The organism is Pontibacter sp. FD36, from assembly GCF_015686655.1.
GTDB lineage: Bacteria > Bacteroidota > Bacteroidia > Cytophagales > Hymenobacteraceae > Pontibacter.
The window spans coordinates 134,697-148,999 of record NZ_JADPMP010000007.1 but is presented as its reverse complement, the minus strand read 5'-3'; the positions used below and the strand labels follow the sequence as shown (position 1 = coordinate 148,999).

Genomic DNA, 14,303 nt, shown 5'->3' with positions numbered 1-14,303 from the left:
AGGCATTAAACCATTTTTTTGCAATGCAGTCTATATTTTTAACTATCTTAGCCAAGCATTTAAGTATCATAATTTCGTTTCAGTATCTATGAAGATTAGCTTCCATTTTGTAAAACACATGCTGGTTTGGGTCCTTTTGTTAGGCCCAATGCTGGTAATGGCGCAAAACGGCAACAGAAATAACCGGCCTAGTCCGCCTGCGACAGCTTCCGGTAAAATAGGCGACGCCCTGGTTACCATCGATTACAGCAGCCCTGCTGTGAAGAACCGCAAGGTATGGGGTGAACTGGTACCTTACGGCAAGGTATGGCGTGCCGGTGCCAACGAGGCTACTACCATCGAATTCAGCAGGGATGTACTGGTGGAGGGACGTCACCTGGCAAAGGGCAAATACAGCCTCTATACCATACCTGGCGAAAACCAGTGGACCGTGATCTTCAACAAAGCCACAGGCCAGTGGGGTACGGAGTACGATGAAAGGCAGGATGCGCTGCGGGTGAATGTGAAGCCACGCAACACCATGGCCATGCACGAGCGCCTCTCCTACCATGTTGTCCGCAACGGCATTCTGATGCGTTGGGAGAAGCTGGAACTGCCAGTTAAGATAAAGTAACTAAAATAGAAAAGCCGCCTATACCTTGTATATGCGGCTTTTTTTATGTCAAACACATACCGATACGACCATGATAAAACTACTGAAAAACACAGCAGCTGCCGGAATGGCTTTCCTGTTCCTGTTCGGCTGCGCCGGCACTTCCACGACTACGCCATCTGATCAGTCAGCCACCGCTACTGCTGCATCCAGTTCAACCGCGAACGCCACGGCTAGTGCAGGTGGAACAACGCAAACCACTAGTGCTTCTCAGAATGATGCGCAGCAAGCCACACAATTGGAGGGCGCCTGGCGAACAACCGACGGACAGGGCAATGAGGTGGTGATGCTTGTGCAGGATGGCTTCTTTACCATCGCGCGGTTTAACCAGCAAAACAAGCAGTTTTTGGGCACGACCGGCGGCACTTATACTGTTTCGAACGGAAAGTTTAGCATCCAACAAGAATTTAATACCCTCGACTCCACCCAGGTAGGCACCACAGCTTCAGCTGACTACAAACTCGAGAACGACCAGTGGACGATGAGCAAAGATGGGTTAACCGACACATGGAACCGAATAAATGAAAGCAATAGTAATTCTCCTCTGGCAGGCACCTGGCGCATTACTGGACGGGAAAGGGATGGAGAAATGCAGACCATGCGCCCAGGGCCGCGCAAAACGCTTAAAGTACTCTCCGGCACCCGCTTCCAGTGGATCGCCTTCAACTCCGAAACAGGCCAGTTCTCCGGTACAGGTGGCGGCACATACACTGCCGAAAATGGGAAGTATACCGAAAACATTGAGTTCTTTTCACGCGACAGCAGCCGGGTGGGCATGTCACTCTCCTTTAACTTTGAGGTGAAAGACGGTAACTGGCACCACTCCGGCCAAAGCAGTACCGGTAACCCTATCAACGAGATCTGGTCCCGCATCTCCAAAGATTAATCCAGTCAGGTATGGCAGGTATGTATTGTATATCTGCCATGCTTTCCTGAACTTGACTGCCAGATATCTAAGCATACTATGGAAGATACCCTGGAGCAACTGGTCGTGACAAAAGCGTCAGGCGAAAAAGTACTTTTCTCGGTCGGCAAACTCCGGCACTCGCTTCGCAAATCCGGTGCCGACGAGCGTCAGGCAGATGAAGTTCTTCGCCAGTTGGCCCCAGAACTTACCTCCGGTATTTCGACCCGTAAGATCTACCGCAAAGCCTTCGGGATCCTCAGGCGTCTTTCCAACACCGCCGCCGCCCGCTACAGCTTGAAGCAGGGGATCATGCAATTGGGGCCTTCCGGCTTTCCTTTCGAGAAGTTCGTAGCGGAGATACTGCGGGCACAGGGCTATACCACCGAGATCGGGGTATTTGTAGACGGCCACTGCGTGCGTCACGAAATAGATGTGATCGCGTTAAAGGACGGAAAACGAGCCATGATCGAGTGCAAGTACCACAACATGCACCGCAACAAATCGGACGTGAAGGTTCCGATGTATATCCAGTCCCGCTTCAAGGACGTGGAGAAGATATGGCCATCGGAACATGAGTACGAGATCCGCTTTCATGAGGTATGGGTGATGACGAACACCCGTTTCACAGAAGACGCCATCCGCTTCGCCAGCTGCATGCAAATGCGCCTGATTGGTTGGGACTATCCTGCCAAAGGCAGCCTGAAAGATTTGGTGGATTCATTTCATCTCTACCCCCTCACCTGCCTCACTACCCTTACCAATTCTGAAAAGCAGCGCCTGCTCGACCAGAAGATCGTGCTCTGCAGTGAGCTGCTGCACGAGGAAGAACTGCTGCAAAGTATAGGCCTGCGAGATGACCGAGCCAAACGTGTGCTCAAGGAAGTAGAGAATCTCTGCAACGGCTTGTATAGAAAGTAAAACCTGGCACTTAGCAGCACTTTATCAGTAGTGTCCACAGGTATAGCACGACAAAGATTAAGCTTCTAACGCTTCTGCTTCTCTGCCTCCAGCATATTTTCCAGTCCCTTGAAAAATGCGTCCGGGTTAAAGGAAATGCTGTCGATGCCGTGCTCTACTAAAAAGGCCGCAAATTTGGGATAATCACTGGGAGCCTGTCCGCACAGTCCGACTTTGGTTCCCGTCTTTTTAGCTTTCTGCAGCGTCATCACAATAAGCTGCTGCACTGCCTTGTCAAACGGTGAGAAAATATCGTTGAGAAGCCCGGAATCGCGGTCGGCACCGAGTGTCAGTTGCGTCAGGTCGTTGGAGCCGATAGAAAAGCCGTCGAAATGTTCGGCAAATTCCTCAGCCAGCAAGGCGTTGCTCGGTATCTCAACCATCACGTATACCTCCAGTTCGTTTTCTCCTCGTTTCAGACCATTGTCAGCCAACAAGTCGATCACTTTCTTTCCCTCTTCCACGGTGCGGCAAAAAGGGATCATCAGTTTTACATTGGTCAGCCCCATCTCTTCACGCACCTTTTTCATGGCGCGGCATTCCAGTTCGAATCCTTCCTGGTATAACTTATGATAATAGCGGGATGCTCCCCGCAGCCCAATCATCGGGTTGGCTTCGTCGGGCTCAAACTGCCGTCCACCAATCAGGTTGGCATACTCATTAGACTTGAAATCGCTCATGCGCACGATCACATCCTTTGGGTAGAATGCCGCCGCGATAATGCCGGTGGCTTCTGCCAGCTTGTCCACAAAATAGTCTGCTTTGTTTGGGTAGTGGTGCGTGAGTTGCTCTATTTTCTCACGAGCTTCTTCGCTCTCCACTTTATCAAAATGCTTCAGCGCCATTGGGTGGATCTGGATAGAATTATTGATAATGAACTCCATGCGCATCAGTCCGACCCCATCGTTTGGCAGGAATGAGTACTTAAATGCCTGCTCCGGATCACCGAGTATAAGCATAGCCTTGGTCTCGGGCTTGCCGAGTTTGCTCATGTCCGTCTTCTTCTCGTCCCAGTCCAGTTTGCCTTCATATACATAGCCTGTCTCTCCTCCTGCTGTCGATACCGTTACCTCCTGCCCATCCCGTACTGTTTTGGTAGCATCATCAGTGCCAAGCACAGCAACAGCACCTACCTCCCGCGCTACGATGGCAGCATGGCTGGTTCGGCCTCCTTGTTCGGTGATAATGGCACTCGCTTTTTTCAGGATAGGATCCCAGTCCGGGTCTGTTTTTCTGGTGACGAGCACTTCACCTTCCTGCAATTTGTCACTCTCAGCAGGTGTATGCAGCACACGGGCTGTACCGGACACAATGCGGTTGCTCAGGCCTATACCCGAGCAGAGCACCTTGCCCTCCTCCTTTAAGGTATACTCCGTGAAAAAGGCTTCATCCTTGTGCTGACTCTGCACTGTTTCAGGTCTGGCCTGTACAATGTAAAGCTCCCCGTTCAGACCATCTTTAGCCCACTCAATGTCCATGGGCTGACCATAATGTTCCTCAATGCGCTTGCCCCATTTCGCCAGCTGCACCACCTCTTCGTCTTTCAGCACAAACTGCTCCTGACGCTCAACTGGCGTATCCTGGTTCACGATGGCATCTGTTGGACTCAGCAATTCATTATCAGATTTTTCGGCATATACCATGGTTTTGGCTTTGCTGCCCAGTTTGCGCGAAATGATCGGTTGTTTTGCTTTGTCGATTGTCGGCTTAAAGACCACAAACTCATCGGTGTTCACAGCACCCTGTACTACGTTCTCCCCCAGCCCCCAGGAACCGGAAATGACCACGGCATTTTCAAACCCGGTATCCGGATCGAGCGTGAACATAACGCCGGAGCAGGCTTTGTCGGAACGCACCATGGTCTGAATACCCACCGACAACGCCACCTGCATATGCTCAAAATCATTGTCAATCCTGTATTTAATGGCTCGATCAGTGAACAGGGAAGCGTAGCTGTGGTGGCATGCTTTGAAAAGGTTCTGGAGTCCGCTCACATTGAGGTAGGTTTCTAGTTGACCGGCAAAACTGGCGGTAGGCAGGTCTTCGGCGGTAGCGCTGCTGCGCACGGCCAACGAGATATCCTCTCCGTATTCTGACTTCAGGTAGGTATAGCCTTCTTCGATCGCTTCCCGAATGTCCTCCGGAAATTGAGCGTTTAAAATAAGCTCCCGCGCCTGTTTCCCGATGTCAGATAGATTGTGAAAATCATTCCTGTCCAGTTTCGCCAGTATATCGGTCAGTCGCTGCTTCAGTTCATTCTGCTCCAGAAAATGCCAATAAGCCGCTGAGGTAGTCGCATAGCCATCGGGCACCCGTATACCTTCCGGATTGAGTTGGTTATACATTTCACCGAGTGAGGCGTTTTTGCCACCCACACTGCTCAGGTCTTTGTAGCTAATGTCTTTGAAGTGCTTGATAAATGGTTCCATGGCTCGCTGATTTGGGAATAGATTTGATGGCAAAAGGCGGTAATGCCACGATATCCATTAGTGATAACGGAAGGCTAACTAGTTGGTTTTGACCTATATACAAACCAATCTATCCTAAGTACCAGAGATGACCATGTGTTGGGTAAGCCGCTTTAAGTCATAACATTAGTTCAAGGAAAACCCTACTAGCAACAAAAAAAGATATATTTATAATATTTTTAAGTAATTTTTAAATAATTCATTGCCTTAATTCTAAACCACTCGTATAACATCCTAACATTCAAGCATATATTACAATAATACAGGAGGTTTTATGGGAACAGTCAGACATATTCTCCAAAAAAAAGGCAACAAAGTGATTTCTGTTGCCCCTACCAGCACCGTCTACAGTGCCCTTGAAACCATGGTGGAGCAAAACGTGGGTGCACTGATCGTAATGGACAATGGTAAGTTTGCCGGTATGTTTACTGAGCGCGACTATGCCCGAAAAGTCATCCTCAAAGGAAAAGCCTCCCGCGATACGCTTGTGCAGGAAATTATGAGCGAGCATCCCGTCACCGTTACCCCCGACACTACCCTGGAGCAGTGCATGGTACTCATGACCCAGAAATACATCCGTCACCTGCCCGTGTTTGAAAATCAGGAATTGGTCGGATTGGTGTCGATCGGTGACATTGTAAAATGTATGATGGATGAACAAAAGTGCATTATCGAGGACCTCGAACACTATATAACCGGGCACCACGAGTAGGTAGCCCGGATATCATTTATTAGGAGAAACCATGCAGGAAACAGCCGAAACAACCACATTACTGTGGCCACTGGTGGTCTATGGTGCCATCGTGCTAAGTCTGGTATTGCTGATACTGGGCTTGTCGTATGTGCTCGGGCAGCGCGGACATGGTCGTGCTGTTGGTGAGCCCTATGAAGGCGGCATCGTCAGTGCCGGAGGTGCCCGCATCCGATTCTCCTCTCAGTTTTACATGGTGGCCATGATGTTCGTGATTTTCGATGTGGAAACCATCTTTATTTTTTCTTGGGCCATTGCTTTCCCTGAGCTGGGCTGGTATGGCTATTTCGGTGTGCTCGTCTTTATTGGGATGCTGGTAGTGGTACTGGTATACGAGTGGCGAAACGGCGCCCTGGACTTTGGTCCGGATGGCAAGAAGATACTGGCAGCCTATAAGCGTATGCTACGGGAGCCGAGTTTGAATTGATAGAGTAATCTTGCCGGAAGCTTTGTATGTGGTACCTATACCTAAATAGATACTTTTCCTTAAGATTTTGACCAATGCTGTAACTAACACCTTACAATATGAAATGGTGGCTAAGCAAACCGGATGAACCTGCCAATGCTGTGACAGGCACAAGCTCCTACGAAGAGACCGTTCAGCAGAGCATCATGCTCACCACACTGCAGGACCTGATTGCCTGGGGCCGCAAGAACTCGATGTGGCCTTTCCACTTCGGGTTGAGTTGCTGCTTTGTGGAGATGGCCACCAGCATGACGCCTAAATACGATGTGGCACGCTTCGGCGCTGAAGTAATTCGGGGTACACCTCGAGAAGCCGACGTGATGATCATCGCAGGCACCGTCTTCATCAAAATGGCCCCCATCATCAAGCGACTGCACGAGCAGATGATGGAACCGAAATGGGTCATCTCCATGGGCTCCTGTGCCAACTCCGGCGGCATGTACGATATCTACAGCGTGGTGCAGGGCGTTGACAAATTCCTGCCAGTAGATGTATACGTTCCCGGCTGCCCTCCCCGACCAGACGCCTTTATGGAAGGCCTGATGCTTTTGGCAGAACGGGTAGGTCAGGAACGCCGGCCACTCAGCTGGACCATTGGCGAACAAGGCGTGATCCGGCCGGAGAAAATAGAGGTGAAAGAAAGGAAAAAAGAACGCTGGAGCCAGATGAACGAATTTAGGTCGCCGGATGAAATATAACCTCTAAACAGCCTCCTCCCATGAACAACAACAGCGGCATACTGGAGCAACTCAAGTCGCGGTACGGCGAAGATACGTTCAAGACGCAGACCACCAAGGATGAAATCCTCACCCTCTGGCTTCCTGTGGACCACGTGCCGGAAGTGCTCAAATTCCTGAAGCACGACCTGCCACAGCCCTTCCCCCTCCTCTTCGACCTGACGGCGATTGACGAACGCACCCGCAAACCTGAGAACGGCCATATACCCTACAGCTTTACGCTCATCTACCACCTCTTTTCCTTTGAGCGAAACACCTTTATCAGATTAAAAGCGGGCCTCCGGGAAGACTTTCCGAAAGCACCCAGCATCAGCGGACTCTGGCAAAACGCCAATTGGTACGAGCGCGAGGTATACGACATGTTCGGCATCCGCTTCGAAGGGCACCCGCACCTCTCCCGCATCCTGATGCCGCGCACCTGGGTCGGACACCCGCTCCGCAAAGAGCATCCGGCCCGCGCTACCGAGATGGGTCCTTTCCAGCTGTATGACGACAAGATAGACCTCGAGCAATCAGCCCTTCAGTTCAAGCCCGAAGAATGGGGATTGCAGCGACAGAGCGACGACAGCGACTTCATGTTCCTCAACATCGGTCCGCAACACCCCGGTACCCATGGTGTGCTGCGCATCATTTTGCAGCTCGACGGCGAAGACATAGTAGACGCTATACCTGACATCGGCTTCCATCACCGGGGGGCTGAGAAAATGGGTGAGCGCCAGTCATGGCACACCTACATCCCCTATACCGACCGGGTCGATTACCTCGGTGGCGTGATGAACAACCTCGCCTATTTGCAGGCCGTGGAGCAGCTGGCAGGTATAGAAGTACCGGAACGGGTAAAGTATATCCGGGTAATGCTGTGCGAACTCTTCCGCATTGCCAGTCACCTCGTTTGGTACGGTACCTTCGCACAGGACGTGGGGCAGCTCTCGCCCGTGTTCTACATGTTCACCGACCGTGAAAAGATATTCGACATCATCGAAGGCATTTGTGGCGGTCGCATGCACCCGAACTGGTTCCGCATCGGCGGGGTGGCGCAGGATCTGCCCAAAGGCTGGGAACAGCTGGTGCAGCGCTTCCTTGATTACTTCCCAAAGCGCATCAAGGAATATGACAACATGGTCATGAAGAACAGCCTCTTCAAAGCCCGTACGGTAGGTATAGGCATCTTCACCAAAGAAGAAGCGATAGAATGGGGTGTTACCGGACCAAACCTGCGTGCCTGCGGTTTTGAGTGGGATTTCCGCAAAATGCGCCCTTACTCGGGCTACGAGCTGTTCGACTTCGAAGTACCCACTGCCAGCAACGGCGACTGTTACGACAGAGCTGTGGTGCGGGTAGCCGAAATGCGTCAGAGTCTGCGCATCATCGAACAGTGCGTGAAGAACATGCCGGCCGGACCTTACAAGTCTGACCACGCCATAACAACGCCCCCTATCAAGCAAAACACCATGCACGATATCGAGACGCTGATTACCCACTTTTTAGGCGTCACCTGGGGACCGGTGATACCGCCGGGTGAAGCGATGAGTTGCATAGAAGCGACCAAGGGAGCCAACGGCTACTATTTGACCAGTGACGGGAATACTTCCCCTTACCGGGTTCGAATCCGCACTCCCTCGTTCCCGCACATGCAAATGCTCCCCTACATTACCCGCGGCTATACTGTAGCGGATTTGCTCTCGATACTCGGGGCGATGGATTATGTACTAGCGGATATTGATAGGTAATTAAAAAATTCAACCACATGCTCACCACCGAAGAAAAACACAAGATCGACCATGAAATCAGCTTGGTGCCTTCGCCGAAGAATGCGTGTATCGAAGCGCTGAAAATCGTGCAGCAAAGCCATGGCTGGGTGTCGGACGAGAGCCTGCAGGATGTGGCGGATTACGTGGGGATGTCGCCGGCGGAGCTCGATAGTGTGGCCACTTTCTACAACCTGATCTTCCGCAGACCGGTGGGGCGGCATGTGATTCTGGTGTGTGACAGCATCAGTTGCTGGGTAATGGGCTATGAAAGTATACGTGACCAACTCTACCAAAAACTCAACATCAAATACGGCCAGACCACAGAAGATGGCCGCTTTACCTTGCTCCCTAACTGCTGCCTCGGCACCTGTGACCGGGCACCTGCCCTTATGATTGACAACGATTTGTACCGTGACCTGACGGTGGAACAACTGGACGAGATTCTGGAAAAGTATACCTAAAACCCAAGCGGGCATACCTATGGAGAAGCCCCTGACCCAACACATTGTCCCCGGACGCGCACCGCTCTCGCTCAAAGAGTACGAAAAAGTGGGCGGCTACCAGTCTGTGCGCAAAATTCTCAAAGAGATGTCACCTGCCGACGTGCAGACGCTGGTCAAAGACTCCGACCTGCGGGGTCGCGGCGGTGCGGGCTTTAACACTGGCCTGAAATGGAGTTTCGTGCCGATGGGACCCGAAGCCGCCAAACCCAAATACCTCGTGGCCAACGCCGACGAGATGGAGCCCGGCACATTCAAAGACCGCGTGCTCCTGGAGGGAAATCCGCATCAACTGATTGAAGGAATGATTGTGGCGGCCTACGCCATCGACGCCAGCATTTCCTACATTTTCATGCGCTGGGCTTATAAAGTAGCGGCACGGGAAATCATCAAAGCCCTCGACGAAGCCTATGAAGCGGGTTATCTGGGGGAAAATATTCTTGGCTCGGGATTCAACCTTGACATGCACCTGCATACCGGCGTGGGCCGGTATATGTGCGGCGAAGAAACGGCTTTGCTCAATGCTCTCGAAGGCAAGCGGGCGAACCCACGAGCTAAGCCGCCATTCCCGCAGGTGAGTGGTCTGTTTGGTAAACCAACCATTGTGAACAACGTGGAAACGCTTTGTTGTCTGCCGCACATCATCAATAACGGTGCGGAGTGGTTCAAGGGCCTAAGCAAAACCGGAGACGCCGGCACCAAGCTCTATGGCATCAGCGGTCGCGTGAAAACGCCTGGATGTTGGGAGTTGCCGATGGGTACCACCATCCGCGAACTTATTGAAGAACACGGCGGAGGCATGCAGGACGGTTACCTGTTCAAAGGGCTTCTGCCGGGCGGCGCTTCCACGGATTTTCTGGTGGAAGAGCACCTCGATCTGCCCATGGATTATACCGCCATCCAGGCAGCCGGCAGCCGCATGGGTACGGGCACGATGATCATCCTTGACGACCAGACCTGCCCGGTGGGATTCGTGCACAACCTGCAACACTTCTTTGCGCAGGAGTCCTGCGGTTTCTGTACGCCTTGCCGCGAAGGCCTGCCTTGGGTAGAAAAGATTCTATTAGCGATAGACAGAGGTGAAGGTAAGCCTGAACATCTCCTCACACTCGACTTTCATACCAAATACCTCGGTCCCGGCAACACATTCTGTGCCCTCGCACCCGGCGCCATGGAACCTCTGCAGAGCGCCCTGAAATATTTCAGGGAGGATTTTGAACGGCACATTCACGAACACCACTGTCCCTGGAGCAAAGCGAAAGTATGGCAACCATCTATATAGACGACAAACCCTACGAAGTACCCACCGGCAAAAACTTGCTGGAAGCTGTCCTCACCCTCGGCAAGGACCTTCCCTATTTCTGCTGGCATCCGGCCATGGGCTCCATCGGCGCTTGTCGCCAGTGCGCTGTAAAAGTATACAAGGATGAAAACGACACCAAGGGCAAGCTTTTTATGTCCTGCATGGAACAGGTGCGCGACGGTATGCGGATTTCTATTGCCGACATGGAAGCCAAGGAATTCCGGGCGCATGTGATTGGCTGGCTGATGACCAACCATCCGCATGACTGCGCCGTGTGCGACGAGGGCGGCTCCTGTCACCTGCAGGATATGACCGTGATGACAGGTCACAATTACCGGGCTTATCGTTTCGACAAGCGCACCTACATCAACCAATACCTCGGCCCTTTCATCAACCACGAAATGAACCGCTGCATACAGTGCTACCGCTGTGTGCGCTACTATAAAGACTATGCCGGCGGCAAGGACCTCGACGTGTTTGCGGCCCACAATCACCTCTACTTTGGTCGCCACGAAGATGGCGTACTGGAGAGCGAGTTCAGTGGCAACTTGGTGGAAGTCTGTCCGACCGGGGTGTTTACCGACAAAACCCTGAAGCAACACTATACCCGCAAATGGGACCTCACCATGGCCCCTTCGGTGTGCCACCACTGCAGCCTTGGTTGCAACATTTCGGCAGGTGAGCGTTACGGCACTTTGCGCAACATCACGAACCGGTATAACGGTGAAGTGAACGGCTACTTCCTCTGCGACCGCGGCCGATTCGGCTACGAGCATGTGAACCATGTGGGGCGTATACGCAAGCCGCTAGTGCGGGCGCAACTACCGGAAGCCACAGATAAACTGACCGCTCTGCAGGCAGCCGCAGCGGCTTTCCGAACTGGTAGTGTGATAGGTATAGGCTCTCCCCGTGCATCGCTGGAATCGAACTTCATGCTGAAAACGCTGGTCGGTGATGATAACTTCCACCATGGCGTTTCCGACACAGACCACGATTTGGTTGGTTTAGCGCTAAAGATCCTGAAAGAAGGCGCTGCCCCTACCCCTTCCATGCGGGAAGTGGAGCAAGCCGACGCCGTGTTTATCCTGGGCGAAGACCTGATCAACACCGCTCCGATGCTGGCGCTGGCTGTGCGGCAGTCGGTACGCAAGCAACCTGCGCTTGAGCACATCTCTAAAGCCAATATTCCGGTATGGCAAGATGCCGCCGTGCGTGAGTTGATGCAGAACGAGATGGGACCGCTATTCATCGCCACTATCCAGGACACCAAACTCGACGAAATCGCTACCCATACCTATAACGACTCACCAGACGCCATCGCACGACTGGGTTTTGCAGTGGCAAACTTTATTCATGCTGATTTCCCGGAAGTGCAAGGGCTAAACGAAGACGAGCTGCAACTGGCCCGTCAGATTGCCGATACCTTGCTAGCTGCCAAAAAACCGCTCGTTATTTCAGGCACGCATTGCGGCAGCGAGCGGGTGCTGATGGCCACAGCCAACATTGCCAATGCGCTGGTGGCAAAAGAAAAAGAAGCCGGTATTGTACTCACTTTGCCAGAGTGCAACAGCATGGGTCTCGCAAAGCTCGGCGGACACAGACTGGAGTCAGCTTTCGAAGCGATTCTGAACGGCTATGCTGATACGGTGATCATCCTGGAAAATGACTTGTACCGAAGAGCCAATGCAGGTATAGTGACTAATTTCCTAAAGACCGCCAAGAACGTGATCGTGATCGACCACCTGCACAACGCCACTACCGAAGAAGCGGACGTTTTACTCGCAGCAGGCACCTTTGCCGAAGCGGATGGTACGCTCGTCAATAACGAAGGACGGGCGCAGCGCTTCTTTCAGGTATATCCGACTTCCGAAGACCTGCAGGAAAGCTGGCGCTGGCTGGGTGAACTGGGCACTTTACTGGCCCACGACCGCATCAGTCATTGGCACGGCTTCGACGACATCTTACAAGCGATGGTGAAAGAACAGCCTGAGCTCAAAGGTATAGAAGCTGTGGCGCCGGGCACTGACTTCCGGATTGCCGGTCAGAAAATACCACGGGCACCGCACCGCTTCAGTGGCCGCACCGCCATGCAGGCCGATATCAACGTGAGCGAACCGAAGCCACCGGTAGATCCCGACGCTCCACTCTCCTATACCATGGAGGGCTACCGCGGACAGCCACCCTCGTCCATCATTCCGTTCTTCTGGGCACCGGGCTGGAACTCGGCGCAGGCCACCAACAAGTACCAGCAGGAAGTGGGCGGTCATCTGAAAGGCGGCGACCCGGGACTGAGACTCATCAAACCAGACACATCCAAAACGGAGCCTTATACCCAAACGGTGCCGCAGAAATTCCAACCACTGGAAGGCCACTTATACATGCTGCCGCTCCACCACATATTCGGTTCAGAAGAGCTCAGCATGCACTCCCCACCTATTGTGGAGCGGGCGCCGGAGCCTTATGTTTTGCTCAACGAAGAAGACGCCATTCAGATGAAACTGCAGGTGGGCGAGAATCTGAGCTTTACCATCGAAGGACAAGTCTACCAAGTGCCTGTGAAAATTAGTCCGCACCTACGAAGCGGCACGGCGGGCCTACCGGCCGGACTGCCAGGTATACCTTATGCTGAATTGCCTGCGTGGGCCATACTTAACCGAGAACTCAAATGGAAACAGCAACCCCAAACTACTTACTAATCATCGGCGGCGTATTGTTCGTCATGCTCAACGTGGCGGCGCTGCTTATCTGGGTAGAGCGACGCGGTCTGGCTTTGTTGCAGGACCGCTATGGCCCGAACCGTGCCGGCCCTTTCGGCTTGCTGATTGTGGCGGCCGACTCTATCAAGCTGTTCTTCAAACAGGACTGGATTCCGCCTTTCGCCGACAAGCCTGTGTTCATTCTGGCCCCGGCCATTGTGGTGGTCACGGTACTGATGTCCTTTGTGGTCATTCCCTTTGCGCCGGGCATTGTGGTGGCAGACCTGAACATCGGTTTGCTGTTCTTTCTGGCGATGTCGTCGATGGGCGCTTACAGTATCATCTTGGGTGGCTGGGCCTCCAACAACAAGTACAGTTTGCTGGGTGCCATGCGCGGTGCGGCACAGATGATTTCCTACGAAGTGTTCATGGGCCTTTCACTGATGGGCGTCGTGCTAATGGCCGGCTCCTTCAACCTAAGCACCATTGTGGAAGCGCAGCGGGGCTTGTGGTTCGTGGTGCCGCAGATCATTGGCTTCGTCATTTTCTTCATTGCGGGTATAGCCGAAACGCACCGCCTCCCCTTCGATGTGCCGGAAGCGGAAAGTGAACTCGTAGCCGGTTTCCACTCCGAGTATTCCGGCATGAAGTTCGGCATGTTCTTCATCGGCGAATACATGGGTATTACGCTGATCTCCTGCATGATGGTGGTCCTGTTCTTCGGTGGCTGGCTTGGTCCTGACTTCCTGCCACCTATCGTGTGGTTCATCCTAAAGACAGCTTTCTTCTTAGGTATATTTATTCTGTTACGCGCCTCCATGCCAAGACCAAGATACGATCAATTGATGGAGTATGGCTGGAAGTATTTGCTGCCGCTGACCTTGCTGAATCTGGTAGTGACAGCTGGGGTGTTGCTGTGGCTCAATGATGGGTTTGAGGGAGTTAAGGAGTTTGGAAGACTGGATATTAGAAAACAAAACATCCCCCTCGCTCGCGTCCCGCGAGTGTGAGTTATCCAGTGGCGTCTCGCCACTTGTAACTGTGGACACGAAAATGCGGCCAGAGTCCGCCATATAGCTCACACTCGCAAGAGATGAGCGAGAGATTTAAGTCCC

At 52.7% G+C, this 14,303-nt stretch carries 12 protein-coding genes; 11 read left to right on the top strand and 1 reads right to left on the bottom strand.

All coding sequences use genetic code 11. From position 1 onward, the window contains the following. Positions 1–118 precede the first annotated feature (118 nt). The 3 genes from I0P70_RS11335 (at position 119) to I0P70_RS11325 (ending at position 2,477) form a co-directional block, all read left to right on the top strand. Positions 119–613: a DUF2911 domain-containing protein gene (locus I0P70_RS11335; RefSeq protein ID WP_230392135.1), complete on the top strand. Its 495-nt coding sequence runs from the start codon at positions 119–121 to the stop codon at positions 611–613. 70 nt (positions 614–683) lie between these two features. Continuing rightward, positions 684–1,538, top strand: a complete 855-nt coding sequence (locus I0P70_RS11330) for a membrane or secreted protein (protein ID WP_196117798.1) — start codon at positions 684–686, stop codon at positions 1,536–1,538. A gap of 78 nt (positions 1,539–1,616) precedes the next feature. Further along, a complete protein-coding gene (locus tag I0P70_RS11325; RefSeq protein WP_196117796.1) occupies positions 1,617–2,477 on the top strand; it encodes a restriction endonuclease in 861 nt (286 codons plus the stop codon). 65 nt (positions 2,478–2,542) lie between these two features. Here I0P70_RS11325 and ppsA read toward each other — a convergent pair whose 3' ends face one another. Then, positions 2,543–4,945: a phosphoenolpyruvate synthase gene (ppsA, locus tag I0P70_RS11320; protein WP_196117794.1), complete on the bottom strand. Its 2,403-nt coding sequence runs from the start codon at positions 4,943–4,945 to the stop codon at positions 2,543–2,545. Between the two features lie 313 nt (positions 4,946–5,258). Here ppsA and I0P70_RS11315 point away from each other — a divergent pair, with 313 nt between their 5' ends. The 8 genes from I0P70_RS11315 (at position 5,259) to nuoH (ending at position 14,198) form a co-directional block, all read left to right on the top strand. Next, positions 5,259–5,696, top strand: coding sequence for a CBS domain-containing protein (locus I0P70_RS11315; RefSeq protein ID WP_196117792.1), 438 nt, complete (start codon positions 5,259–5,261; stop codon positions 5,694–5,696). Positions 5,697–5,727: 31 nt separating this feature from the next. Next, a complete protein-coding gene (locus I0P70_RS11310; protein ID WP_196117790.1) occupies positions 5,728–6,162 on the top strand; it encodes an NADH-quinone oxidoreductase subunit A in 435 nt (144 codons plus the stop codon). Between the two features lie 98 nt (positions 6,163–6,260). After that, positions 6,261–6,899 carry an NADH-quinone oxidoreductase subunit B gene (locus I0P70_RS11305; protein WP_196117788.1) on the top strand — a complete coding sequence of 213 codons (639 nt, stop codon included), beginning with the start codon at positions 6,261–6,263 and terminating at the stop codon, positions 6,897–6,899. A gap of 20 nt (positions 6,900–6,919) precedes the next feature. Continuing rightward, on the top strand, positions 6,920–8,668 hold the full coding sequence (gene nuoC, locus I0P70_RS11300) for an NADH-quinone oxidoreductase subunit C/D (protein ID WP_196117786.1): 1,749 nt from the start codon (positions 6,920–6,922) through the stop codon (positions 8,666–8,668). Positions 8,669–8,685: 17 nt separating this feature from the next. Next, positions 8,686–9,150, top strand: coding sequence for an NADH-quinone oxidoreductase subunit NuoE (gene nuoE / locus I0P70_RS11295; RefSeq protein WP_196117784.1), 465 nt, complete (start codon positions 8,686–8,688; stop codon positions 9,148–9,150). 19 nt (positions 9,151–9,169) lie between these two features. Further along, positions 9,170–10,471 carry an NADH-quinone oxidoreductase subunit NuoF gene (nuoF, locus tag I0P70_RS11290; protein ID WP_196117781.1) on the top strand — a complete coding sequence of 434 codons (1,302 nt, stop codon included), beginning with the start codon at positions 9,170–9,172 and terminating at the stop codon, positions 10,469–10,471. Beyond that, on the top strand, positions 10,453–13,188 hold the full coding sequence (nuoG, locus tag I0P70_RS11285; RefSeq protein ID WP_196117779.1) for an NADH-quinone oxidoreductase subunit NuoG: 2,736 nt from the start codon (positions 10,453–10,455) through the stop codon (positions 13,186–13,188). Before nuoF ends, nuoG begins: the two co-directional genes overlap by 19 nt. Beyond that, the gene (gene nuoH / locus I0P70_RS11280; protein ID WP_370583200.1) at positions 13,158–14,198 is read left to right on the top strand and encodes an NADH-quinone oxidoreductase subunit NuoH; all 1,041 of its coding nucleotides are present in this window, start codon (positions 13,158–13,160) and stop codon (positions 14,196–14,198) included. The genes nuoG and nuoH overlap by 31 nt, the downstream gene beginning before the upstream one ends. The last annotated feature ends 105 nt before the right edge of the window (positions 14,199–14,303 follow it).

Coding starts and splice junctions, on each gene's coding strand:
- nuoH (WP_370583200.1), top strand. CDS start 13,158: ATGGAAACAGCAACCCCAAACTACTTACTAATCATCGGCGGCGTATTG.
- nuoE (WP_196117784.1), top strand. CDS start 8,686: ATGCTCACCACCGAAGAAAAACACAAGATCGACCATGAAATCAGCTTG.
- I0P70_RS11315 (WP_196117792.1), top strand. CDS start 5,259: ATGGGAACAGTCAGACATATTCTCCAAAAAAAAGGCAACAAAGTGATT.
- I0P70_RS11305 (WP_196117788.1), top strand. CDS start 6,261: ATGAAATGGTGGCTAAGCAAACCGGATGAACCTGCCAATGCTGTGACA.
- I0P70_RS11325 (WP_196117796.1), top strand. CDS start 1,617: ATGGAAGATACCCTGGAGCAACTGGTCGTGACAAAAGCGTCAGGCGAA.
- I0P70_RS11330 (WP_196117798.1), top strand. CDS start 684: ATGATAAAACTACTGAAAAACACAGCAGCTGCCGGAATGGCTTTCCTG.
- ppsA (WP_196117794.1), bottom strand. CDS start 4,945: ATGGAACCATTTATCAAGCACTTCAAAGACATTAGCTACAAAGACCTG.
- I0P70_RS11310 (WP_196117790.1), top strand. CDS start 5,728: ATGCAGGAAACAGCCGAAACAACCACATTACTGTGGCCACTGGTGGTC.
- nuoF (WP_196117781.1), top strand. CDS start 9,170: ATGGAGAAGCCCCTGACCCAACACATTGTCCCCGGACGCGCACCGCTC.
- nuoG (WP_196117779.1), top strand. CDS start 10,453: ATGGCAACCATCTATATAGACGACAAACCCTACGAAGTACCCACCGGC.
- nuoC (WP_196117786.1), top strand. CDS start 6,920: ATGAACAACAACAGCGGCATACTGGAGCAACTCAAGTCGCGGTACGGC.
- I0P70_RS11335 (WP_230392135.1), top strand. CDS start 119: ATGCTGGTTTGGGTCCTTTTGTTAGGCCCAATGCTGGTAATGGCGCAA.